Origin of the sequence: Devosia crocina (genome assembly GCF_900116545.1) — a bacterium.
Lineage (GTDB): Bacteria > Pseudomonadota > Alphaproteobacteria > Rhizobiales > Devosiaceae > Devosia > Devosia crocina.
The window spans coordinates 251574-274780 of record NZ_FPCK01000002.1 but is presented as its reverse complement, the minus strand read 5'-3'; the positions used below and the strand labels follow the sequence as shown (position 1 = coordinate 274780).

Genomic DNA, 23207 nt, shown 5'->3' with positions numbered 1-23207 from the left:
CTGCATCCGCGGGCGCTTGCCCTCCTTTGGGCCAGAGGCTAAGTCTGGCGCGCGTCCGGCCATGGCTGGGCGGTCCATCTAGATCAGGACCTCGTTCGTGACCGACCAGCTTAGAATTGCGCTTGCCCAGCTCAATCCCAAAGTGGGTGATCTGCCCGGCAACCTGGCATTGGCGCGAAAGGCATTGGCCGATGCTGTGGCCGTTAAGGCCGACATCCTGATGTTCTCCGAGCTGTTTCTGACCGGTTATTTCCCCGACGATTTGTTGTTCAAGCCTCAGTTTGTCGCCGATGCCATGGCTGCGGCGCACTCACTTGTGACCGACACTGCCGGTACTGATGTGGTGCTCATCCTGCCCACAATCTGGAACGACAAGGCCGGGCTCCACAATGCCGTTCTGGTTGCGGAAAGGGGCGAGATAGTCGCCGTGCGCCTCAAGCGCGAACTGCCTAACACCGACGTCTTCTTCGAAAAACGCTATTTCGTAGCGGGACCGTTGCCACTGCCCGTCATCATCAAGGGCGTCTCTGTTGGCATACCGATCTGCGAGGATATCTGGCACCCCTGGGTGTGCGAGCATCTAGTGCGGGAGGGCGCTGAAATCCTGCTCTGCCCCAATGGCTCACCCTATTGGACCGACAAGCAACATATCCGCAAGGAACTGGTGCGCAAGCACGCCGTCGAGCACGACGTGCCGCTTATCTATCTCAATCAGGTGGGTGGGCAGGACGAACTGGTTTTTGACGGCTCCTCCTTTGCCATCGCCCCTGGCGACAAGCTGGTGCTGCAGGGCAAGAGTTTCGAAGCCGACTTTATCCTGTCGGACTGGCACCGGGACAGGGACACCTGGACGAGCACTGGCGCTCGAATCGAGGAACTGACCTCTATCGAGGAAGCGCCGTGGCGGGCGGCCGTCCTTGGCCTGCGCGATTACGTGCACAAAAACGGCTTCAGCCACGTCGTTCTTGGCCTTTCGGGCGGGATCGACAGCGCCGTCGTTGCTGCCATGGCGGTCGATGCCTTTGGTCCCGAAAAGGTCCACTGCATCATGCTGCCCTATCGCTACACGTCCGAAGGAAGCTTGCGCGACGCAAAGGACTGTGCCGAGCGGCTGGGCGTGCGTTATGATGTGGTGGCGATCGGCGATCCAGTTGATGGCGCGCTTGCCGGACTTGCCCCGATTTTTGGAGATCGCCCTGCCGATCTTGCCGAAGAAAACATACAATCTCGCATGCGCGGCGTGGTACTGATGGCGGTGTCCAATAAATTGGGCTCGATGCTGCTGACCACTGGCAACAAAAGCGAGATGGGCGTGGGCTACGCCACCATCTATGGGGACATGAACGGCGGCTACAATCCGCTCAAAGACATGTTCAAGATGGAGGTCTATAAACTCGCCGACTGGCGCAACAAGCATGTGCCGGGTGATAGTCTTGGTCCTTCGGGCGAAGTCATTCCCCGCTCCATCATCGACAAAGCGCCCTCGGCCGAACTGCGTCCCGACCAGACCGACCAGGATAGCCTTCCCCCTTATCCTGTTCTCGACGATATTTTGCGCGCGATTGTCGAAGACGAGCTCAGCCTGGGCGAAGTCGTCGAGCGTGGTCACGATCCGGCGCTGGTCAAGCGCATCGAGCGTCTGCTCAACATTGCCGAATACAAGCGTCGCCAGGCAGCGCCCGGACCGAAATTGACCCCTCGCGCTTTTGGCCTCGGCCGCAAATATCCCATCACCAATGGCTACAAGGACATAACCGTCGGATGACCGTGGTTCGCTGGGCGCCTTCTCCTACAGGGCGCATCCATCTGGGCAATGCGCGACCTGCGCTGCTCAACTGGTTCTTCGCCCGCCGCACTGGCGGTCGCTACATCCTGCGCATGGACGATACGGACCTGGCGCGATCGACCCGAGAATTCGCCGATGGCATCGAGGTTGATCTGGACTGGCTTGGTGTCAAGCCCGACCTGCTCGTCCGGCAGTCCGAACGCACAGCGCTTTACGACACGGCGCGCGACCGGCTGATTGCTGCGGGTCGGCTCTATCCCTGCTACGAAACGGAGGAAGAGCTCGATCGCAAGCGCGCCCGTGCGCGTCTTCTGGGCAAGCCGCCGATCTACGACCGGGCGGCGCTGAGCCTGAGCGAGGAAGACCGGGCCAAGTATGAAGCGGAGGGGCGTCAGCCTCACTGGCGCTTCAAGCTCGATGGGCGGCCTGTGCAGTTCGACGATCTCATCAAGGGTCCGCAGACGGTCAATACCGCTTCGATGTCTGACCCGGTGCTGATCCGCGCTGACGGCTCCTACCTCTATACGCTCCCCTCGGTGGTGGACGATATCGACCTCGCCGTCACCCATGTCATCCGCGGCGAAGATCACGTTTCCAACACCGGCACGCAGATTGAAATCATTGAGGCGCTGGGCGGCACCGTGCCCACTTTCGCCCACCACAACCTGCTGACCGATGCGGAAGGGCAGGGCTTTTCCAAGCGCCTGGGGTCCCAGTCGATTGCCGATTTTCGCGATCAGGGCTACGAGCCCCTGGCCGTGGCCATCATGGCGACGCTGACCGGCACGAGCCTGCCGATCGAGCCCTTTGAGAGCCTGGACGCGATTGCTGAAAAGCTCGAGCTATCGATGATTTCGCATGGTGCGGCACGTTTTGATCCCACCGAGCTCAATGGGCTCAATGCACGCCTGCTCCATGCCATGAGCTACGAGGAAGCGCTGCCGCGATTGACGTCTATGGGCCTTGAGGGCGAGGCGATCTGGCTCTTGTTGCGCGAGAACCTTGTGCGTTTTGCAGATATCGCAGAATTGTCCAAACTTCTGACAGGTCCTGTCGAGCCCGTGGTTGCTGAGGAAGATCGGGAGTTCCTCGCGCTTGCCAAAGCCTTGCTGCCACCTGAGCCATGGGACGAAAATACATGGGGCCAGTGGACCGGCGCGCTCAAGACAGCAACGGGGCGCAAGGGCAGGGCCCTCTTCATGCCGCTTAGACTGGCGCTGACCGGACGGCAGGATGGGCCGGAGCTTAAGTCCCTGCTCGTCCTGCTTGGGCGTAGGGCGTGTCTGGACCGACTACCCTGACCGTCTTTTCCCCGAAGTGCACGATCCGCAACTCGGCCTCTGCCGGCGTCTGATTGCTGGCGGGGCGCGCTGCAACTTCGCCGGGTCCGGCAGGCCGGCGGCGCGGCAGGGGCACATCGACCATGGCGACAGTGCTGACTTCCTCTGCAGTAGCCGCGGCAACCGCCACCGGAGTTACACCGCGCGGATCGCGCAACGGCATGGGAAAGGTGGCGTTGCCGATGGTCAGCATCGATCGTCCGTTTTCATCGCCTGAGGCCGCAACCGTGACCGACCCATCGGCCTGTGGCGCTGCCCGGCATGAAGCGCTGGTATCGAACTTATTGCGATAGGCGAAGGCTGTCGGCAGAGACGTGTAGGGCGAGCCCGACATGTTGCGCATCTGCTCGGGTTCCTGCCCGGGATTGTCGTAATAATAAAGATCCACCTGCGTATTGGGGCACATGGCCTGGCACTGCTGCGCATCATTGCCGACATAGTCGGGCAGGGTGGAATAGCTGATGGGCCAGAAGTAGCCGTCCGAGAGACGCACGCAAACGGTGCGCACTGTCGCATAGCCCTGATAGCCCCAGTAATCGCCGCCATCCACGAAGTCGCCATTGGTGAAATCGCCCTCGGACGTTGTGCCGAAGACACGGTCGAAAACGCTCTGACGGTCCTGGCTGAAATTGGCGCTTGAGCCGGCATTGCACCCAAAGCGCGCCATTTCCTGAAGGATCGCTTCGCGCTGGCTGGCCACGGCTGTCGCCGTTTCAACCGATTGGGCGACTTCGGCGTAATCGGCGCGCAGGCGCAAAACGGTTCGTGCAATCTGCTGGCACTGTTGGGTCAGTTGCCGGCCGGCACGCGCATCGTCATTGCAGCCCTGGCGGATATACTGGCTTTCCGCGTTCTGTACGTCGCGCGCCAACTGCCGTGCGGCGCCGGAATTGTTCTGCATCTGACGGAAATCGCCGTTCCGATCAAACTGGCGCAGTGCATTTTCAAGCTGTCGGCACTGACTCGACTGGGCATAGACAGTCTGCACATCCAGCGCGAAAACAAACGCGGCGAGCAGCAGCAGAAACGGAACGCGAAGGCCGGAGGTAAAAATGTGCACGAAGTCGTCCTGTTGTCGGCCGCAACCTGCAGCCCGTCACCGCCCTTAAGATATCGTGAGGGGGCGATGCAACACTATAGCACCCAAGCTTCCGGTCGATAGCGCCGCCGGGCAACACTTTTGAGGAGATCGTCGATCCCATGAAACTCGCCACGCTGCGTTCCAACCGTCCCGACGGGCAATTGGTAGTCGTCTCCAAAGATCTTGCCCGCTGCGTTTCTGCCGGGCGCATTGCGCCCAGCCTCCAGGCCGCGCTCGACGATTGGGAGCGATGCGCGCCCCTGCTAGCCGAGCTTGCTGGGCATCTCGAGGGGGGAGCAATAGCAGGGCAGGCGTTCGAGCCAAGCGCGGCTCTTGCACCTTTGCCCCGCGCCTATCAGTGGATCGATGGGGCGGGCTATATGGGGCATCTTGAACGCGTCCGCTCCCTTAAGGGCAGCAAGGACGAGGAGCTGCAGTCGATTCGGCCGCTGCTTTACCAAGGCGGCTCCGATTCCCTTTCAGCCGCATCTGATCCGATCGTAGTGCCGGAGGAGGACCTGGCGCTTGACTTCGAAGCGGAAGTGGCAGTGATCACCGGCCCTGTACCCATGCGGCCCAGTCGCGAGCAGGCCGCCGCGGCAATCCGGCTCGTCACGATCTGCAATGACGTTTCGCTACGGCGTCTCGTGGCTGACGATCTGCAGAACGGGTTCGGTTTTTTTCACTCCAAACCCTCGACCACCTTCGCTCCTGTAGCGATCACTCCGGAAGGGCTGGGCGACGCCTTCCGCGACAACAAGCTCCACCTCAAGGTCCGCATCGAGGTCAACGGAACACTATATGGCCAGCCCAATGCCGGGCGCGACGTCCACTTCGACCTGGTCGACCTGATCGTGGAAGCAGCGCGCACCCGTCAGCTGGGCGCGGGTACGATCGTGGGGTCGGGCACCATCGCCAATCACCACGACGAGGTGTTGCCGATAAAAGAGGACGGGATCGGCTTTGCCTGCATCGCCGAAGCGCGCACTGCGGAAAAGGCACGATTCGGCCGGGCGCGAACCCAGTTCCTCAAGGCTGGAGACAGGCTCAGGATCTTCGCGGTGCAGTCCGGTCAGCGTCCGCCATTTGGCGAAATTGATCAGTCTGTTGTGGTTTTGAGCCCTCCATCGTAATTCGGTAACATTCCCGTGTTGGCGTTGGGCATGCCGTTGCCCCGTGGCAGTCTGCCTCGACCGTTGGGGGAGAGCGGCAGCACGATACCGGTGATGGAATCGCTGGACATGCACAACACGTTGAGGGTGTATTCAATGGGATTTTCGAAGTTCTCTTCGATCGCGATTGCAGGTCTCCTCGCAGCCGGCACGATCGCCGCCTTTGCTCAGGATGCCTTTGTGGCGCCTGCAACGCCGGAAGAGGCGGTGGCTCTGCGTGAACAGACCATGCGCGAAAATGGCGCGACGCTGCGCAGCGCCGGCAGCCTGACCGGCGCCGATGCTGTTGCCGCTATGACTACGCTGCGCGACAACTATAGCCACATGGCCGAGCTCTTTCCCGAGGGCTCTAATGTTGGCGAATCTGAAGCACTTCCCGCCATTTGGGAGAATTGGGACGCCTTCACCGCGATTGTCGATACGGGCTTAGCGGCTGCCGAAAGCGGCCTCACTGCCGCCGAAAGTGGCGACGCTTCTGCCTATGCAGCAGCCTTGCAGACGATCGGCGCCACGTGTGGCCAATGTCACCAACAGTTCCGCGGCTGAAACCGGCCGCGCTTTCGATCGTCCTTCGGGATGATATTCGCCTCCAAAGCGAAATGGGCGGCCTTCGGGTCGCCCTCTTTTCTTTTGCGCTTGCTTTCTTGTCCTGCTCCGGCCAATCTCTGGCCTCATGAAGACCAAGTGCACCATTACCGCCTGCATTATTACCTGCTAACCCAAGCGTTGGCGGAGCGGTCTTCTTCATCCCGATAGATATCAAAGGATAGAGGCTCCCCGCCAGAGCACCATACCGTCTGGCCCACAGGACCTCTCGATGACCACGGCAACGCCGCAGATCCATCTCTACAATACGCTCAATCGCACCAAGGCGCCGTTCGCGCCGATGGATGCGAAAAATGTGCGCATGTATGTCTGCGGACCTACGGTCTACGATTTTGCCCATATCGGCAATGCGCGGCCGGTCATCGTCTTCGATGTGCTGTTCCGCCTGCTGCGCCACGTTTATGGCGAGAGCCACGTGACCTATGTGCGCAACATCACCGATGTCGATGACAAGATCAACGCGCGGGCGCTCAAGGATTTTCCGGACTTGCCTCTCAACGAGGCCATCCGCCGGGTGACCCAGAAAACCGAGGCGCAATTTCTTGCCGATGTGAAATCGCTCGGCACGCTCGAGCCGACGCATCAGCCCCGTGCCACAGAGAATATCGCGGAGATGCAGACCATCATCTCGGCTCTGATCGAGAAGAACCACGCCTATGACGCGGGTGGAGAAGTGCTGTTCCGCACACGCTCGATGAATGACTACGGTCAGTTGTCGGGGCGCAATCTTGAAGACAACCTTGCCGGCGCCCGCGTGGCTGTAGACGCTCACAAGGAAGACCCCGCCGACTTCGTTCTCTGGAAGCTGTCCTCCGAAACCGAACCGGGTTGGGAGAGTCCATGGGGGCGCGGCCGCCCTGGCTGGCATATCGAATGCTCCGCCATGTCCGAGCGCTATCTGGGCAAGACCTTCGACATCCACGGCGGCGGGCTCGATCTGATCTTTCCGCACCACGAAAATGAGATCGCCCAGTCCCGTTGCGCTCACGGCACCCATGCCATGGCCAATGTCTGGATGCACAACGGATTTCTTCAGGTCGAGGGACAGAAGATGTCCAAGAGCTTGGGGAACTTCGTCACCATCAACGAGCTGCTGGAAACCGGCGCCATGGGTGGTCGCGCCTGGATCGGGGACGTGCTGCGCCTCGCCATGCTGATGACGCACTACCGCGAGCCGATCGACTTTTCAGTCAAGCGGCTCGAGGAGGCCGAGGCAAAACTGCGCGACTGGCAGCGGGCCGCTCGCGGCGCAACGCTTTCTGCCGAAGATGGCCCCGATGCTTCGGTCATCACCGAACTGGCCGACGATCTCAACTTCCATCGGGCCAGCGTCGCGCTCGACTATATCGCGAAAAAAGCCAATCGCGAGGAAGGCAACGCCAAGCAATGCCTCGCCGCGACGCTGCGTTTCCTTGGCTTCAGCCTCGATAGCCTCATTGATTCCAACGATGGCTGGGAAGCCCCGCCTTATATAGCCAAGGCCATCGCCGAACGCCTCGACGCACTCAACGCCAAGGACTTCGCCAAGGCCGACGCCATCCGTACCGACCTCGCCGCCCAAGGCGTGGCACTTCTCGACTACAAGGACGAAACCGGCCAGCGGCAAACGAAGTGGGAAGTGAAGCGGTGAGGTTTAATGGCTGACCAGGAAACCCCCTCATCCGACGCTGCGCGCCTCCTTCTCCCACGAGGGGAGAAGGGTGCAGCGGTATTTGCCAAGAATGTCACCTCATTCACCGGCCCCCCTTCTCCCCTCGTGGGAGAAGGTGCCCAACGGGCGGATGAGGGGGCCCTATCTGCGTCTTCGAAGCTTCTGCATCATGCGCGAGAAATGCGTCGGGAGCCGACCGAGGCTGAAGCCAGGCTTTGGCTAATGCTGCGTGATCGCCGGTTCGATGAATTCAAGTTCCGGCGTCAGGTGCCAATTGGCCCCTTCATCGCCGATTTTGTTTGCTATGGTGCCAAGCTCATCGTCGAGGCTGATGGCAGCCAACACGCAGAGAGTGCTGCCGACAGCGTGCGTGATGCCGAGCTGCGACGCCGCGGCTTTCACCTTATTCGCTTCTGGAACAACGACATCCTCGCTCGCCCCGATGAGGTGATGGACGCACTGTGGACAGCTCTTCACGAGGAGCGATCATGATGCTGCCAGCCTCTGACGCTGCCGCCGTACTCTGCTCCTTGTCTCAACAGAGGAGTGCAAAGCATGCTTGATCACGTGGGAATTCTTGTCGCGGACTGGACCAGGGCCAAGGCATTTTATGATGCCGCCTTTGCCCCGCTTGGCTTTAGCCTGATCCAGGAAATTCCGGAGCAATTTACTGGTGGTGTCAAGGTCGGTGGATACGGTGCGAACAAGCCTGACTTCTGGCTGACCGAGAGCAAGGACACAGGGCCGGGGCGGCACTATGCGTTCCAGGCATCCTCGCGGGCTGCAGTCGATGCGTTCTATGCCGCGGCCATGGCCAATGGTGGGGTAGACAATGGCACACCAGGTCTGCGCCCGCAGTACCACCCCAATTACTACGGAGCGTTTGTCGTCGATCCCGATGGCAACAATGTCGAAGCGGTTTGTCATGCCCCAGAGTGAAGCCCATACAGGTGGCTGCCAGTGTGGCGCGGTCCGGTTCCGCGTCACACGACTAGGCCGTCCATCCATTTGCCATTGCCGCATGTGCCAAAAGGCATTCGGAGGCTTCTTCGGCCCTCTGGTGACGGCGCATAACGCCATTTGGACCCGCGGCGAGCCGAAATGGTTTCAAAGCTCCAATGCCGCGCGCCGCGCTTTCTGCGGCGAATGCGGGACACCCCTTGCTTACGAGACGCGGTTTGGGCTTGAACTGGCCATCGGCACGTTTGACGATCCTACGGTTGCAGCGCCCGAAATCCAGGTCAATCCGCGTGACAGGCAACCCTTCTTCCAGCAGCTGACGAGCTTGCCCGTGCGCGACGAAGAGAGCGACGAGTGGCGCGATTTCATGGCCGGCATCCACTCCAACCAGCATCCCGACCACGACACGGCCGATTGGCCGCCTGCGGGAGCAGAGTGATGGACCGATATGCGATGGAGGTCAGCGGCGGCTGCCAGTGCGGCGCAGTGCGCTATCGTGCCACCGAGATGTTCGACAATGCGCATGTCTGCCACTGCCGCATGTGCCAGAAAGCAGTCGGAAATATTTTCATCTCACTCGTTGCAGCACCGCGCGAAGCAATCACCTGGACGCGGGGCACGCCGGCCCGTTTCCGCAGTTCCGAGCACGTGGATCGCGGATTTTGCAGCAGATGCGGCACCCCGCTATTCTATGAAGACGTGACCGGAAACCGCGTCAACTTCACGATCGGTTCGCTCGATCATCCCGAGCTCTTTCCGCCGCAGATCAACGACGGCAATGAATCGCGCGTCGTTTGGTTCGATAGCTTGCCCACCTTGCCGCATGGCGGCACCACCGGCAGCCGCGGCGAGGATGATGCCGATTGGGCTGCGGCCATCAAAGCCAGCAACAACCAGCATCCCGACCACGACACGGCCGATTGGCCGCTGAAATAACAGACCGACAGGCCCCCAATGTCCCGAGACCGCCTTTATCTTTTCGACACGACCCTGCGCGACGGCGCGCAGACGGCCGGCGTGGAATTCTCGCTCGAGGACAAGATCGCCATTACCCGGCTCATCGAGGAGCTCGGCGTCGACTATGTGGAAGGGGGGTACCCTGGGGCCAACCCCGTCGATACCGCTTTTTTCGAAGAGAAGCGGACCAAGAGCGCAACATTTACGGCATTCGGCATGACCAAGCGGGCAGGGCGCTCTGCTGCCAATGATCCCGGCGTCCAGGGCCTCCTCAACTCTGCCGCTACAGCCACGTGTTTCGTTGCCAAGGCTTGGGACTATCAGGTCAAACTGGCGCTCGGCTCAACGACGGAGGAGCATATCGAAGGCCTTGGCGACACCGTGCGGACCGCCTCTGGGGCGGGCAAGGAAGTTCTCGTCGATCTCGAGCACTTCTTCGACGGCTTCAAGGCCAATCCTGAATATGCTTTGTCCTGCGTGACCAGGGCTATCGAAGCGGGCGCACGCTGGGTAGTTCTGTGTGACACCAATGGCGGCACCATGCCTGCCGAAGTGCGCCAGATCGTGGGTACGGTGCTGAAATTTGCCCCCGGCGACAAGCTCGGCATCCACCCCCACGACGATACAGGCCAAGCCGTCGCAAATGCGCTGGCTGCTGTGGATGCAGGCGTGCGCCAGATTCAGGGCACGCTCAACGGGCTTGGCGAACGGTGCGGCAATGCCAATCTCATCACGTTGATCCCGACGCTGGTCCTGAAGCCCTATTATGCTGAGCGTTTCGAGACAGGCGTGACCGAAGCCCATCTCGAACGATTGACGCACATCTCGCGCGCGTTCGATGATCGGCTCAATCGCGCACCGGCCCGGCAGGCACCCTATGTCGGCGCATCGGCATTTGCCACAAAGGCCGGTATCCACGCCTCGGCGCTGCTTAAGGATTTCTCGACCTATGAGCACGTGCCGCCCGAAAGCGTCGGCAATGAGCGCTCGATCATGGTCAGCCAGCAAGCCGGCAAGTCGAACCTGCTGACAGCGCTTTCACGGCACGGCATCGTGCTCGAAAAGGACGATCCGCGGCTCGAAAAACTGCTGGCGACGGTCAAGGAACGCGAAGCGCGCGGCTATTCCTACGATGGCGCCGATGCGTCCTTCGCAGTTCTGGCGCACTCCGTGCTCGGCACATTACCCAGCTTTTTCGATGTCGAGCATTATCGCGCAATGGTCGAACGGCGTCACAATGCACAGGGCGAAGAGGTCACCGTGACCGAGGCGGTGGTTAAAGTTCGCGTAGAGGGCGAATTGCTGATGTCGGTGGCCGAAGGCAATGGTCCGGTCAACGCACTGGATCAGGCTTTGCGCAAGGACCTCGGCGTTTATTCCAAGCGGATCGAGGATCTCGAGCTAGCCGATTTCAAAGTGCGTATCCTCGACGGCGGCACGGGCGCGGTCACCCGTGTACTGGTGGAAAGTCGCGACGGCTCGGGCGAGCGCTGGAGCACGATTGGCGTGTCGTCCAATATCATTGATGCGTCCTTTGAAGCTCTGTATGAATCAATCACATACAAGCTGTTGAAGACCGAGGCGGCATCGGTTTCGGCAGCGGAGGAGACACTTCAGCACGCCACAGCGGTGGGCTGACAACGTCCGTGGAGGACAAACTGGCCGAAACTGCTCCAAAACGACCTCTTGCTCTGACGATCGGAGCAGCAGCCGTTACCATTCTCGTTATCGCGGGTCTGTTTGCAGCCCCCACTGTCGTCAACTGCTTCAACAGTCCCGATGGCATGGGCCAGTGCATCAGGGGCAAGTTCACCGAGGCAGGATTGTTCCCCACGCCACCCGCCACGGCTGTGGCCGAAACGGAAGCTCCTCCGCCCGCAGAAGTGTCCCCGGCGGTTGCCGAGCCCGAAGCCGCGCCGGCAGCCACCCCTGAGGCAGAGCTGCCGTCACCGGCAATCGGCACCACGGCAAGCGAGGCGCGGGACAGCTTCGTTGCAGCCAGCTTCGGCCTTTTGCGCGCCGAGCCGGATGGCTCGGTCGTGATCGCCGGCAGCGGCACGCCTGGAAGCGAAGTTGAGGTCTATTCCGATGGTGCCCTGCTGGGGCGGGCAACCGTGGAGCGCAGTGGCGACTGGGTTTTGGTGCCCGAAGCGCCGCTGCCCCCGGGTGGGGTCGAGATCACCCTTGCTGAAGCGGGCAAGGATGGCGAGGCCGAGCAGTCCTTTGTGGTCGTGATCGACGAGGATCGCGCGACACAACCCCTGGTGGTTGCGAGCGCACCGGGGCAAGCGACGGAAATCCTGCAAGGGTTGGAACGGCCTGTTGCCGAAACAACGACTGAAGCCGCTTCGATCGAAACAGTCGCTGAAACCGAGCCGGTTGTGCTATCAAGCGAAGAGGCGACGAGTGTGGAAGTCGCGCTTGCCGAACCCGCAGAAAGGCCTGATCTGGCCGAGCCGCAGCCCGGGGCGACAGCCGACCTGGAACCTTCGCCTATAACTCCTGTTCAGCCACAGCCCTCCAGCCTGGCACAAGACGAGGCTGACCAAAGCGTTGCGACTGCCACCGCCCCATCTCAGCAGCTTGCGCAGAATGCGGAAACGCCCGTTGCACCGGCTGAGCCCGTAGTCGCTGCGGAGGAGTCTCCTGACGAAACCGCCCCTGATGCGGCAAGTGCCACGGTCGAGGCGCAAACTGCCCCGGCCGGCGCAAAAGCCGCAGCAGCCAGCCCGCCGCCCACCATCGATGCCATCGAGATTGAAGGAGAGCGGACCTTTTTTGCCGGTGCCGGACCGGAAGACGGTGTCGTTCGGCTCTATGTCGACGACCAGTTCATTGCCGATGCGATTATCGACGGAGGACGCTGGCTGGTGGAAGCGGGCGCCGTTCTCGATGCCGCAGCCCAGCGGGTGCGGGCCGACCTTTTGGCACCGGGCTCGTCTGAGGTAGCCGCGCGCGCGGAAGTGGACTTTGTTCTGGATATGCCAGAGGTGACGTCTGACGTCGCTGAGGCACCTCTACCGAACATCGACCCTCAACCAGAGCAGCAAGTCGCCAGATCAGGGGCACCGGTCGGGGATCCCGCTCCGTCCGAACCCGCTTCCTCGCCGCCTGTCCCGGCAACGCCGCAGGAGTCCGTTCCAGCGGCTTTGGCACCGGATGATGCTCCTGAGGAGACGTCGACAACATCAGCGCCGCCAGCAACCGAGCCCGCCAGCGCTGAACCAGCAGTCCCACGCATGGTTGCAGTTTCAGTCGGTGGCCCGGATGCGCAGCGATTTGCTGCGGGTAAGGCCATTATCCGTCGCGGCGATAATCTCTGGACCATCGCCCGGCGCACCTATGGCGAAGGGATCAGATATACCACGATCTACCAGGCCAATTCCGGCCGGATCAGCGACCCCAACCGGATCTATCCCGGTCAGGTCTTCGATCTGCCGAACTGACGCTAAGTTGGCAGATGGCGGCGAGGCTGCCATTTGTCTCCCTTTGGGAGGAGCATGTCTGTGCTCTCAGCGCGATTTCTGGCTGGAACCTGCCTCGGGGATTGACCTTGGCACTAATCCTCCCCATGTTCATCGCAATTCACCGATCATTCCGGCCGGCCCCATGCACGACGACGATATCGCCAACATCATGCGCGCCCTAGGTCATCCAGTGCGGCTCAACATCCTGCGGTTTCTGGCAAGCCAGCAACAGGGAGAATGTTGTTGTGGCGATGTCACCGAATCCTTGCCGCTCGCCCAGTCCACCGTCAGTCAGCATATCAAGGTGCTGCTCGATGCCGGGCTCATCGAGCGTAAGGCCCATGGCACGCGCAACCGCTACACCATCCGGCATGATCGACTGGAAGAGGTGAGCAGCGCCTTTGGCGGTCTGCTCGATGGACTATCCTTCCGAGCGCCCCAAAAGGAAGCGGAACCCGCCTGATGGCTCAGAACAGCGTTGAAAAGAAGCCGTCCGTTAGCGCGGATGAAGGCTCTGTATTCTCTACGATCCGCAATCTGTGGCCCTACATGTGGCCCGAAGGCCGCCCTGATCTCCGTCTTCAGGTTGCACTGGCTATCGGCGCCCTGCTGCTGAGCAAGGTTGCGACCACTCTCATTCCCTTCGCTTACAAGGGCATCATCGATAGTCTTGATGGCAGCGCGCCCAATGGTGAGCTGATCCTCGGGCTTGCCGTCCCGATCGCGCTTGTGATCGCCTATGTGCTCGGCAATATCTTCGATGCAGGGTTTCAACAATTGCGCGATGTGCTGTTTGCCGGGGTTGGCCAGCATGCCGTGCGCAAGCTGGCGCTCGAAACCTTTCATCATGTGCACCGCCTGTCGCTCAGGTTCCATCTGGCTCGCCGGACGGGCGGTCTTTCGCGCGTCATCGAACGCGGGACCAAAGGGATCGAAACGGTCGTTCGTTTCGCTATGCTCAATATCGCGCCGACGATTGTCGAGTTTGTCGTCGTCGCCATCATCTTCGTGTGGCTCTTTGGCGTCAGCTATCTCGGCGTGCTGGTGGTGATGATCTGGGCCTATCTTTATTTCACCATCAAGGCCTCGAACTGGCGAATCTCCATTCGCCGGTCGATGAACGATTCCGACACGGACGCCAATGGCAAGGCGATCGACAGCCTCCTCAATTATGAGACGGTGAAATATTTCGCCAACGAACGGATGGAAGCGCAGCGCTACGACGCGGCCATGGCCAATTACGAGCGCTCCGCGATCCGGATATGGACCTCACTTGGCTGGCTCAATTTCGGACAGGCCGTCATCTTCTACGGCGGCTTCCTGATCATCTCCATCATGGCCATCTCCGGCGTCATGGAGGGCAGACTCACTCTCGGTGATTTCGTTCTGCTCAACACATTCCTGATGCAGATCTACCGTCCGCTCAATTTCATCGGCTTCGTCTATCGCGAGCTTCGTCAGGGGCTCACTGATATCGAAGAGATGTTCAAGCTGCTCGATAAGGATCCGGAAATCGAAGACAAGGCCGATGCCAAGCCTTTGGCGGTGACGGGTCCCGTAATCCGCTTCGACAATGTCAGCTTCCATTACGATCCGGAGCGGCCGATCCTGAAGGGCGTCAGCTTCGAAGTGCCTGCTGGCAAGACGGTCGCGATCGTCGGTCCTACCGGGGCGGGCAAGTCGACGATTTCGCGCCTCCTTTATCGCTTTTACGATGTCACAGGCGGCAGCATCACTATCGACGGGCAGGATCTGCGCGACGTGACGCAGGAAAGCCTGCGCTCGACCATCGGCATGGTGCCGCAGGACACGGTGCTCTTCAACGATACGATTGGCTACAATATCGAATATGGCCGGCCGGGTGCATCTGCCGAAGAGATCCGCGAAGCGGCACAGATGGCTCAGGTCGGTGCGTTCATCGAAGCGTTGCCCAAGGGTTTTGATACGCCTGTCGGCGAACGTGGCCTCAAGCTTTCCGGGGGCGAGAAGCAGCGCGTCGCCATTGCCCGCACCATTCTCAAGGCGCCATCCATCCTCATTCTTGATGAGGCGACCTCTGCACTCGACACCAAAACCGAGCGCGATATCCAAGCCGCGCTTGACGTGGTGTCGCGCAACCGCACTTCAGTCGTGATCGCGCATCGTCTGTCGACCGTCATCAATGCCGACGAAATTCTGGTGCTGCGCGAAGGACAAGTGGCCGAACGGGGCAGCCATTCCGAGCTTCTGGCGCAGAACGGGCTCTACGCCCAGATGTGGAGCCGCCAGCGCGAAGCCACCGAAGCTGAAGAAGCCTTGGCCCGTACCCAGGAAGATCCCGACGGTTTCGTTAAGCGCGGCACTCCCGCTGCAGAGTAGACGCTATGCGTCAGCGCGGATGCAGGCTAGCATCCGCGCATGACCCCGATAAGTCTCGTTCCCGCCAGCGACGATCAGCGATCTGTCGTCGCCAACCTAATACAGCTCTATCTCCACGACATGACCGAATTCTTGCCGTTCCCCGTCGGGTCAGATGGGCGGTTCGAATACGGCTTTCTCGACCGCTTCTGGCGCTACCCTTACCTGATCACACACGCAGACGAGATCGCCGGGTTTGCACTCGTCGTCGACGAATGCCCGCTGACTGGCCGCGCCCCCTGTTGGTTCATGGCCGAGTTCTTTTTGCTCAGGGCTTATCGGGGGAAGGGGCTTGCAACGGCAGCCGTCAACCTGGCGCTCGCCAACCATCCAGGCCAGTGGCACATTGCGGTTCCGCATGCAAACCCTGTTGCGCAGGCCTTCTGGTCAAAAGCGCTGACCAGACAGTTCGTGCATAGCCGCAACATTACCTTCGAGGATGATGCCTGGCTGCTGAACGAGTTCACTGTTGCTGCTTAGTCAGGGCTGCGGGTAGCGGCGTCTCCGAAAGGGCTTCAGGGGATAGTTAGGGCGTCCTAGACGAGATGGCTTGTTGCTGACGTCTCAGCAAAAAGGGCCCGCATCGCTGCGGGCTCCTGGAGGTTCAGGGAAGCTGCCGATTATTCTGCAGCGTCCTTGCGTTCAGGATGGTCCTTGTCTTCACCAAGGCCAGCCTCCTTGGAGACGATATAGCGCTTGGCGCCATCAGCGTCGGCGGGGATCTCGACAGCCATGCCATCGAAGCCCGCCGGAGCCGCCGTCGCCGTCTTCCGGCGGAACAGGCTTGCTGCCCAACCACCGAAGCGAGAAAGGGCGGCTCCCGTGCCCTTCATCTGGCGCCACACGACGCTGGGCGCAGTGACCATGACCGGCACCATCACGAGCGTCAGCGCGGTCGAGAAGAAGAGGCCCGAAACCAGCGCCGCCGACAGGTGGATGAACCACGACCCGGCAAGGCCACCCACCACGATCTCGCGGCGGATGAAGTCGAACTCGACATTGGCCCACATCGGGATGACGCCGAGCGCGGTGAGGAAGGCGGTGAGCAGGACCGGGCGGACACGCTGGCTCACGGTGAGCAACATGGCCTTGACCGGCTCAACGGCCTGGTGGCGGTTATAGTCGTTATAGGTATCAATCAGCACGATACCGTTCTTCACCACGATGCCTGCCAGCGCCACGATCCCGAGACCAGTCATGATGGCCGAGAAGGTCATGCCCGTGATCAGCATGCCAAGGAGCACACCGGCCACCGACATCACCACCGTGGTGAGGGTCACCGCCACCTGGTAGAAGCTGTTATATTCAAGCAGCAGGATAAAGAAGATCAGCGCCATGGCCATGCCCATCGCCTGGACGATGAAGGCATTGGCATCGCCCATCTGTTCTTCGGCACCCGAAAAGGCGACGTTGACTGTTTCGGGGAAATTCTGTTCGGCAATCCAGCCCTGCAGTTCCTGCACCTTATCGGCGGCATAGACACCTTCAGGCAGGTTCACGAGCCCGGCCGCGACACTCATCGTATAGACCTGGTTGCGGCGCTGGATGTTGGCGACCTTGGGCACAGGCGTGCGCTCGATGAAGTTGGATACGGGCACCATGCCGTTGGGCGTAGCGATGCGCATGGAGTCGAGCGCGTCAAACGTGCGCTCGTCTTCAGGCAGGCGGACGCGAATATCGAGTTCGTCACCGGTCTGGCCGTCACGATAGGTGCCGAGTTTGACGCCCGAGGTGATGAGCTGGACATAGGGTACGAGTTCGCGCACGCCGAGGCCGTACTTGCCAGCTTCCGCGCGGTCCACACGGATCTGCCAGTCAATACCAGGCGATGGGCGGCCATCTTCGAGGTCCACCACTTCCGGCCAGCTGGCGAGATGATTGTGGATCGCGGTCACGACAGGCACGAGGTCATCGTAATTGTCGCTTTCGACGCGCATGTTGATGTCCTTGCCCGCCGGCGGACCGTTTTCCGCTGCCAGCACCTGGATATCGAGTCCGGCGATATCTGCAACGCGGCTGCGGATATCGGCAAAGATCTGCTCGGCAGGAATGCGCTGGTTCCAGTTGATGAGCTGGAGCTGGAAATTGCCGATCGTATCCGGCGGCATCGTGCCGAATGCACCCGTCGTGCCGAACTGCATGATCACGTCCTTGATGCCCTGGACCTGAAGCAGTTGGTCCTCGACCTCGATCAGCATGTCGCGGATTTCTTCAGGCGAATAGTTGCCCTGACCCACGACGGCGACCGTTGCATATTCCGGTTCGGATGCCGGGAAAGCTTCCGACCCCGTGGGGTTGGTGGAATAGGCGACGAAGATCGCAACGATAACACCGAAACCCACTGCGAGGGTCGGAATGGGCCAGGAGATCAACTTCTCCATCAGCCGCACATAAAAGCCCGTCAAGCCACCGACCTTCTTGGAGTCGAACTTGTCGGGATACATGACGATGTCCGCCTTGGCCTTTTCTTTTTCATCCACATGTGTGGAGGCAATCACTGCGCCGATAACAGGCATGAAGATCAAGGCCGAGATGAACGAGGCGATCATGACGATGATCACGATCGTCGGCAGATAGCTCATGAACTTGCCGATGATGCCGGGCCAGAACAGCAGCGGGATGAAGGCGCCAAGCGTCGTTGCGGTCGCACCGACCACGGGCACGAACATCTTGCGCATGGCCATGATGAAGGCCTCGCGCTTGGGCACACCCTCCTGCAGCTTGCGTTCGGCATATTCGACCACCACCACGGGATCGTCGACGAGCACGCCAACGGCAATCACGAGGCCGAACATCACCATCATGTTGATGGTCATGCCCATCATTTCAGCCACCAGAAACGCCATCATGAACGAGAGCGGGATCGAAAGGCCGATCATCAGCGCGGGGCGAACGCCCAGCGTTGCAATACAGGTGATCAGCACCAGCGCCACCGCCGTCAGAACCGCAGCCTCGAGCGAGCGGAAGAGGTTCGTGGTCGTCTCGGCCTGATCAAGGAAGAACGAATAGCTGACGCCACCGGGCCAATCCCGCGCCGCTTCTTCGGTGACGGCACGGACTTTGTCCGAAACGTCGATGATATTGGTGCCGATCTTCTTTGAAATACCAAGGATCAGTGCAGGGGAGCCGTTGACCTGGGTATATTCGGTGGCATCGGCCAGATTGCGCGTAATGGTGGCGACATCGCCAAAGGTAACAACCGTATTGCCGTCGGTCTTGAGCGGCAGGTTGTAGACGTCGTCGGCATTGGTGATGAGCCCGGGGACCTCGATGTTGAACGAGCCTTGCCCGGTGTTGAGCGTGCCGCCGGGAACCACCATGTTGTTGCGTGCAAGGGCATCGAGCAGTTCGCCCGCCGTCAGGCCATAGGCTTCGAGCCGCAACAGGTCGATCTTGATTTCGAGCTGTTCGGTGCGAGCACCCGACAAGACGGCTTCGCGCACCTCGGGAATGGCCTCGAGCTTGTCCTGCAGGTCCTCGGCGCGGCGCACCAGTTCCTTTTCCGGAGCGGTGCCATAAACACCCACGGAGATGATGGGCTGCCCGACAAGGTCGATCTCGGCGACAACCGGGTCATCGGCGTCGGCTGGGAGTTTGGCCTTGACCGCGTCCATACGCGCGCGCGTATCCTGCAGCGCCTGGTCCTTGTCGGTATTGATGTCGAACTCGAGGAACACCGAAGCGTGCCCGGTGGTCGAGGTTGAGGAGATGTTCTGCAGCCCCGGCAGGTTCGCCAGCTCTTCCTCTGTCGGCTTGGCGAGCAGGTTTTCCGCGTCGCGCGGCGAAACGCCGGTCTGCGTGATCGAGACGTAGAGATAGGGCACGTCGATGGCCGGGAAGCTCTCCTTGGGCATGGAGACATAGGCCGCGGTACCAGCCGTCAGGACGATCACCATGACGGTGAGGACGACCCTGGGCATCCTCAGGATTTTTTCGATGAAGTCGAGCATGGAACTCGTCCTTAGCTGGCAGCGGTTTCGGTCGCGGCCGTGGCGGGGCTGGCATTGACGGCCTGACCGGCCGTTACGCTTTCTTGTCCGACGGTAATCACCTCCGAGACGGGCGGCAGGCCCGTCACCCAGACACCCTCTCGGGTGTCGCTGACGATGGTGATCGGATGGAAGGCGACCTGGCCGTCTTCCACGGTGCGCACGCCCAGAACGCCGTCATCGTCGAGCGTCAGGACCGATTGGGGCAGGAGATGGCCAGGCGCAGTGCCGACATCGACAATTGCCTGCGCCGTGACGCCATCGCGGATAGCGAAATCTTCATTGGGCAGTTCGATCTCGACAGGGAAGGCGCGGGTCGCACCGTCAGCCTGCGAAGCGATATAGGTGACCTTGCCTTCAACAGTCTGCCCCGTGACGGTCTGGACCTTGGCTTCGAGCCCCAGTTTGGCGAGCCCGATGTGGCGCTCTGGCACCATGCCTGCAAAGACGATCGGGTCGAGCTGCACGATGGTGGCGCAGGGGCTGCCGGCATTGAGCATCGAGCCCACATTGGCAACTGGATCCTGAACGAGACCTGCCACCTTGGCTGTGATCTCCGTGCGGTCGAGTTCCGCGCGTGCATTCTGCAAGCCGGCCTCTGCTTGGCTCACGCCCGCTTCTGCCTGGGTCAGGGCAACGTCGGCGGCATTGGCAGTGTTTGCGGCCGCAAGGCCGCGCGAGCGCAGATCGGCATTGGTTTCAGAGTTGAGGCGCGCCTGAGCAAGTGCAGCATTGGCTTGGGCGATAGCTGCTTCGGCCTGGGCCACGGCAGCTGCGCGTGTGCCCTGGTCAAGCGTGCAAAGCAGATCGCCCGCTTCGACGCGCTGTCCCTTGGTGACATGGACGACATCAACTGCACCGGCGGTCTCTGCAACGGCGGAGACGGTCGCCCTTGCCTGGGTGCGGCCACGCAACGGCACTTCGATGGGCATGGGCTGGGCGGTAAATTGCTGGGTACGCACGCTGGGCAGCGGCGCGTTGGCGCCTGTGGTGGTCTCGTTGCGCTGCGCGATCGTCAGGGCAGGGTCAAATTCCGGCTCATGATGGGATGCCAAAAGACCGGCATCGCCCAGCGTTGTAGCAAGTGGGCCGTGATCCTGACCTTCGATTACCGAAACGATGGGAGTTTCACCATTGCCCGGACCATTGCCGCCCACGACCAAGGTGCCGGTTGCGAGCCAAGCGCCTGCACCCAGAAGGATGAGCAGCGCCAGGCCGTATGAAAACAGTGCACGCATAGAACATTCGCCCCTTTATTCCGCCGCGTCCTTGCGCTCGTCGGCTCGCGATAACGTGATCAGCTCGTGCATATGGGTGCGCACATACTTTTCCGCAACGCCCAATACTTCACGGCCGTAATTGATGACCCAGCAATCGGCCGGGTTGTCCGGATGGTCGGACTTCAGCTGTTCCAGAGCCTTCCGTTCGCCGGCCAGCCGCTCCAGCTGTTCTTGAACGCGAGCGGCAACCAGATCCTGCGGCAGGATGCTGACAAAACGTGCCAGCAACAGAAAAGGACTATGGAAGGTGTCGGGGCTGAGAGGAGCCGACAATTCCTCTGCAAATTCCTTCCGTCCCGCATCGGTGATAGAATAGACCTTGCGCGCGGGCTTGCCTTCCTGCGGCACGGTGCGGCTCGTAACAAGCTGCTCTTTTTCAAGCCGCGCCAAGGCAGGGTAGATCGAACCGAAACTGGCCTCGACGAAGTAGGCGCATTCGCCTTCGACGCACATGCGCCGAATGTCATAGCCAGTGGCGTCGCATTCGTAGAGGACGGATAGACACAGGGTCCGAACGTTCATGTAGATGATCCTGCCAGCAATATGCTGGTTCGATATATGCTCGCGCTATATAGCTACAAGGGCTGGCGAACAAGATTTACCGCATACGCGATTACGCAGATCAGTTAAGCGCCTCTTGCATGGCGCGGCCTCTTCTGCTCAGGAGAGCGCATGAGACGCCTCGATCGCGGCAGCGTTACGCCAGAAGAGCCTGCATTTCGCGCGCGGCCTTCAGCGCCAGATCGTGGCTGGCGGCCGCAACGAAGTAGGGATTGAGAAAGCTCAGCTCGTGCTTGCCGTAACGCATAGGCTCGCCGTCGAGTGTTACCACGCTTCCGCCCGCAGCTTCCAGCACTGCCTGGCCCGCTGCCGTGTCCCATTCGCAGGTGGGGGTAAATCGCGGATAGAGCTGGGCATCGCCCCGGGCCAAGAGGCAGAACTTGAGCGAGGAGCCGACCGAAACATCGCTCTCGACATCAAGGGTTTGGCAGAGTTTTTCAAGCGCTTCATGGCCGTGCGAGCGGCTTGCCACGATCCGCAGGCGTGGCAACCATCCGATGCGGATTGGACGCTGTTCGGTAACGCGGCCATCGACCACAAGGCCCGTCCAGGCGCCGGATTGGTCGCCAACAAAGATTTCGCCAGTTACGGGCGCGAGGACGACGCCCATGGATGGCCGTCCCTCCGAGATCAGGCCGATATTGACGGTGAACTCGCCGTTCCGCTTGATGAATTCCTTGGTGCCATCCAGCGGATCGACAACGAAATAGCGCTCACCCAGAAGCGGGATGATTCCAGCGGCAACGCTCTCTTCGCCCAGGAGCGGAATGCCCGTGGAAGCCAGGTGGGAAATGATGACCTTTTCAGCTGCCGCATCCGCCTCGGTGACCGGCGAACCATCGGACTTGGTCACCGCGAGGATCGGGCGCGAATAGACGTCCAGAATGACGGATGCCGCCGCGATGGCTGCCTGGACGGCCAGATCGGTCAGGCTCTGGCTTTCGGCGCGCACGAGGGCATCGGACATGGAGCAGCACTTCCGGAAACGGTGCTGCGTGTTTACTGCCCCTGGCTGATATTGACAATCGGGGCCCGATGCCTCGTGCCCCGATTGATCTGACAGACGAAAGAGGAACTCTCGCCGCCCTGATCAGCGCAGCAGGCCTTGGCCGCCGTCGATCCACAACGGCGAGCCGGTGATGTGGCGCGAAGCGTCGGAGACAAGGAACAGGATAGCCTCGGCGACATCGTCGGCCTTGCCAGGCTTCCCATCGGTGATCGGGATGTCCCCTTTGGGGAAATCCACCGGAATCTTTGTCTTTTCGGTGCCGCGCGACTGGGTGTTGTCCGAAATTTCGCTTTCGATAGCACCAGGGCAGATAGCGTTTACCCGGATCTTGCGCGGCCCGAGCTCAAGTGCCAGCTGCTGCGCCATGGCCACCTGAGCCGCCTTGGTTGCGGAATACGCGCTGGCGCCCGGTGTCGTGAAGGTGCGCGTACCATTGATCGAGGATATGATGACGATAGCGCCGCCACCTGCCGCTTCGAGATGCGGTACCGCGTGGTGGATGGTCAGGTAAGTGCCCCGCAGGTTGACGGTAATTGTCTGATCCCATTCGTCGGGCTTGATGTCTTCGATCGGCGCCCACACCCCGTTGATCCCGGCATTGGCGACCACGATGTCGAGCTTGCCGAACCGCTCGATTGTCTTGGCAACGGCGTCGCGCATATCCGCGTCTTCGGACGTGTCGGCTGTCACCGCGATTGCCTTGGCGCCAAGTGCTTCTATTTCCGCAGCGGTTTCGTCTATTTCTTCCTGCGTGCGGCTCAGTACCGCAACATTGGCGCCTGCCTTGGCGAGAAGCAGGGCCGCTGCCTTGCCTATTCCCGAACCTGCGCCCGTCACGAGCGCCGTCTTGCCCTTGAGATCCTGCATGCAATTCTCCTTCTTGGGAGCACAACGCAAAAGGCGGCCAGAGGTTTTCCCCCGGGCCGCCCTTTCCTCGTTCAGCGCTGCAGA

General features: G+C 60.9%; 20 protein-coding genes. 14 read left to right on the top strand and 6 right to left on the bottom strand.

What is annotated here, in order from left to right:
- The first annotated feature begins 97 nt into the window (after nt 1-97).
- Nucleotides 98-1765 (top strand): NAD+ synthase, encoded by a 1668-nt coding sequence (locus BM364_RS10955; protein ID WP_092424501.1) that lies wholly within the window; start codon nt 98-100, stop codon nt 1763-1765.
- Entirely contained in the window at nt 1762-3087 is a 1326-nt protein-coding gene (gene gltX / locus BM364_RS10950; RefSeq protein WP_092424499.1) for a glutamate--tRNA ligase, read from the top strand. The genes BM364_RS10955 and gltX overlap by 4 nt, the downstream gene beginning before the upstream one ends.
- Here gltX and BM364_RS10945 read toward each other — a convergent pair.
- Nucleotides 3032-4186 (bottom strand): DUF2865 domain-containing protein, encoded by a 1155-nt coding sequence (locus tag BM364_RS10945; RefSeq protein WP_092424497.1) that lies wholly within the window; start codon nt 4184-4186, stop codon nt 3032-3034. The genes gltX and BM364_RS10945 overlap by 56 nt on opposite strands.
- A 140-nt stretch (nt 4187-4326) precedes the next feature.
- On the opposite strand from BM364_RS10945, the gene BM364_RS10940 reads away from it, so the two are divergent.
- The 12 genes from BM364_RS10940 (at nt 4327) to BM364_RS10885 (ending at nt 15897) form a co-directional block, all read left to right on the top strand.
- Nucleotides 4327-5340, top strand: coding sequence for a fumarylacetoacetate hydrolase family protein (locus BM364_RS10940; RefSeq protein ID WP_092424495.1), 1014 nt, complete (start codon nt 4327-4329; stop codon nt 5338-5340).
- Between the two features lie 135 nt (nt 5341-5475).
- Nucleotides 5476-5925: a c-type cytochrome gene (locus tag BM364_RS10935; protein WP_175528565.1), complete on the top strand. Its 450-nt coding sequence runs from the start codon at nt 5476-5478 to the stop codon at nt 5923-5925.
- Nucleotides 5926-6196: 271 nt separating this feature from the next.
- Nucleotides 6197-7615 carry a cysteine--tRNA ligase gene (gene cysS / locus BM364_RS10930; RefSeq protein ID WP_092424491.1) on the top strand — a complete coding sequence of 473 codons (1419 nt, stop codon included), beginning with the start codon at nt 6197-6199 and terminating at the stop codon, nt 7613-7615.
- Between the two features lie 6 nt (nt 7616-7621).
- A complete protein-coding gene (locus BM364_RS18785) occupies nt 7622-8128 on the top strand; it encodes an endonuclease domain-containing protein (RefSeq protein WP_092424489.1) in 507 nt (168 codons plus the stop codon).
- A 63-nt stretch (nt 8129-8191) separates the two neighbouring features.
- Complete coding sequence (locus BM364_RS10920; RefSeq protein ID WP_092424487.1) at nt 8192-8575, top strand: VOC family protein; 384 nt, start codon at nt 8192-8194, stop codon at nt 8573-8575.
- Nucleotides 8535-9035 carry a GFA family protein gene (locus BM364_RS10915; RefSeq protein ID WP_342028853.1) on the top strand — a complete coding sequence of 167 codons (501 nt, stop codon included), beginning with the start codon at nt 8535-8537 and terminating at the stop codon, nt 9033-9035. The genes BM364_RS10920 and BM364_RS10915 overlap by 41 nt, the downstream gene beginning before the upstream one ends.
- A complete protein-coding gene (locus BM364_RS10910) occupies nt 9035-9532 on the top strand; it encodes a GFA family protein (protein ID WP_092424483.1) in 498 nt (165 codons plus the stop codon). The genes BM364_RS10915 and BM364_RS10910 overlap by 1 nt, the downstream gene beginning before the upstream one ends.
- A gap of 18 nt (nt 9533-9550) precedes the next feature.
- Nucleotides 9551-11191, top strand: coding sequence for a citramalate synthase (gene cimA / locus BM364_RS10905; RefSeq protein WP_092424481.1), 1641 nt, complete (start codon nt 9551-9553; stop codon nt 11189-11191).
- 8 nt (nt 11192-11199) lie between these two features.
- Nucleotides 11200-12999: a LysM peptidoglycan-binding domain-containing protein gene (locus BM364_RS10900; protein ID WP_092424479.1), complete on the top strand. Its 1800-nt coding sequence runs from the start codon at nt 11200-11202 to the stop codon at nt 12997-12999.
- Nucleotides 13000-13162: 163 nt separating this feature from the next.
- A complete protein-coding gene (locus BM364_RS10895) occupies nt 13163-13483 on the top strand; it encodes an ArsR/SmtB family transcription factor (RefSeq protein ID WP_092424477.1) in 321 nt (106 codons plus the stop codon).
- Nucleotides 13483-15378 carry an ABCB family ABC transporter ATP-binding protein/permease gene (locus BM364_RS10890; protein ID WP_092424475.1) on the top strand — a complete coding sequence of 632 codons (1896 nt, stop codon included), beginning with the start codon at nt 13483-13485 and terminating at the stop codon, nt 15376-15378. The genes BM364_RS10895 and BM364_RS10890 overlap by 1 nt, the downstream gene beginning before the upstream one ends.
- A 39-nt stretch (nt 15379-15417) precedes the next feature.
- Nucleotides 15418-15897 (top strand): GNAT family N-acetyltransferase, encoded by a 480-nt coding sequence (locus BM364_RS10885; RefSeq protein WP_092424473.1) that lies wholly within the window; start codon nt 15418-15420, stop codon nt 15895-15897.
- 140 nt (nt 15898-16037) lie between these two features.
- Here BM364_RS10885 and BM364_RS10880 read toward each other — a convergent pair whose 3' ends face one another.
- The 5 genes from BM364_RS10880 to BM364_RS10860 all read right to left on the bottom strand — a co-directional run bounded on the left by BM364_RS10880 (nt 16038) and on the right by BM364_RS10860 (nt 23123).
- Nucleotides 16038-19367 (bottom strand): efflux RND transporter permease subunit, encoded by a 3330-nt coding sequence (locus tag BM364_RS10880; protein WP_092424471.1) that lies wholly within the window; start codon nt 19365-19367, stop codon nt 16038-16040.
- A gap of 11 nt (nt 19368-19378) precedes the next feature.
- The gene (locus tag BM364_RS10875; protein WP_092424469.1) at nt 19379-20644 is read right to left on the bottom strand and encodes an efflux RND transporter periplasmic adaptor subunit; all 1266 of its coding nucleotides are present in this window, start codon (nt 20642-20644) and stop codon (nt 19379-19381) included.
- A 15-nt stretch (nt 20645-20659) separates the two neighbouring features.
- Nucleotides 20660-21208, bottom strand: a complete 549-nt coding sequence (locus tag BM364_RS10870) for a PadR family transcriptional regulator (protein WP_092424467.1) — start codon at nt 21206-21208, stop codon at nt 20660-20662.
- A 175-nt stretch (nt 21209-21383) separates the two neighbouring features.
- The gene (gene cysQ / locus BM364_RS10865) at nt 21384-22214 is read right to left on the bottom strand and encodes a 3'(2'),5'-bisphosphate nucleotidase CysQ (RefSeq protein WP_092424465.1); all 831 of its coding nucleotides are present in this window, start codon (nt 22212-22214) and stop codon (nt 21384-21386) included.
- A gap of 123 nt (nt 22215-22337) precedes the next feature.
- Nucleotides 22338-23123 carry an SDR family oxidoreductase gene (locus BM364_RS10860; protein WP_092424463.1) on the bottom strand — a complete coding sequence of 262 codons (786 nt, stop codon included), beginning with the start codon at nt 23121-23123 and terminating at the stop codon, nt 22338-22340.
- Between the last annotated feature and the right edge of the window lie 84 nt (nt 23124-23207).

Excerpts from the sequence above, each read along its gene's own strand:
- BM364_RS10940 (WP_092424495.1), top strand. The coding sequence starts at position 4,327 with ATGAAACTCGCCACGCTGCGTTCCAACCGTCCCGACGGGCAATTGGTA.
- BM364_RS10935 (WP_175528565.1), top strand. The coding sequence starts at position 5,476 with ATGGGATTTTCGAAGTTCTCTTCGATCGCGATTGCAGGTCTCCTCGCA.
- BM364_RS18785 (WP_092424489.1), top strand. The coding sequence starts at position 7,622 with ATGGCTGACCAGGAAACCCCCTCATCCGACGCTGCGCGCCTCCTTCTC.
- BM364_RS10860 (WP_092424463.1), bottom strand. The coding sequence starts at position 23,123 with ATGCAGGATCTCAAGGGCAAGACGGCGCTCGTGACGGGCGCAGGTTCG.
- cimA (WP_092424481.1), top strand. The coding sequence starts at position 9,551 with ATGTCCCGAGACCGCCTTTATCTTTTCGACACGACCCTGCGCGACGGC.
- BM364_RS10885 (WP_092424473.1), top strand. The coding sequence starts at position 15,418 with ATGACCCCGATAAGTCTCGTTCCCGCCAGCGACGATCAGCGATCTGTC.
- cysS (WP_092424491.1), top strand. The coding sequence starts at position 6,197 with ATGACCACGGCAACGCCGCAGATCCATCTCTACAATACGCTCAATCGC.
- BM364_RS10870 (WP_092424467.1), bottom strand. The coding sequence starts at position 21,208 with ATGAACGTTCGGACCCTGTGTCTATCCGTCCTCTACGAATGCGACGCC.
- BM364_RS10880 (WP_092424471.1), bottom strand. The coding sequence starts at position 19,367 with ATGCTCGACTTCATCGAAAAAATCCTGAGGATGCCCAGGGTCGTCCTC.
- BM364_RS10875 (WP_092424469.1), bottom strand. The coding sequence starts at position 20,644 with ATGCGTGCACTGTTTTCATACGGCCTGGCGCTGCTCATCCTTCTGGGT.
- BM364_RS10920 (WP_092424487.1), top strand. The coding sequence starts at position 8,192 with ATGCTTGATCACGTGGGAATTCTTGTCGCGGACTGGACCAGGGCCAAG.
- cysQ (WP_092424465.1), bottom strand. The coding sequence starts at position 22,214 with ATGTCCGATGCCCTCGTGCGCGCCGAAAGCCAGAGCCTGACCGATCTG.
- BM364_RS10890 (WP_092424475.1), top strand. The coding sequence starts at position 13,483 with ATGGCTCAGAACAGCGTTGAAAAGAAGCCGTCCGTTAGCGCGGATGAA.
- BM364_RS10895 (WP_092424477.1), top strand. The coding sequence starts at position 13,163 with ATGCACGACGACGATATCGCCAACATCATGCGCGCCCTAGGTCATCCA.
- BM364_RS10910 (WP_092424483.1), top strand. The coding sequence starts at position 9,035 with ATGGACCGATATGCGATGGAGGTCAGCGGCGGCTGCCAGTGCGGCGCA.
- BM364_RS10915 (WP_342028853.1), top strand. The coding sequence starts at position 8,535 with ATGGCAACAATGTCGAAGCGGTTTGTCATGCCCCAGAGTGAAGCCCAT.
- gltX (WP_092424499.1), top strand. The coding sequence starts at position 1,762 with ATGACCGTGGTTCGCTGGGCGCCTTCTCCTACAGGGCGCATCCATCTG.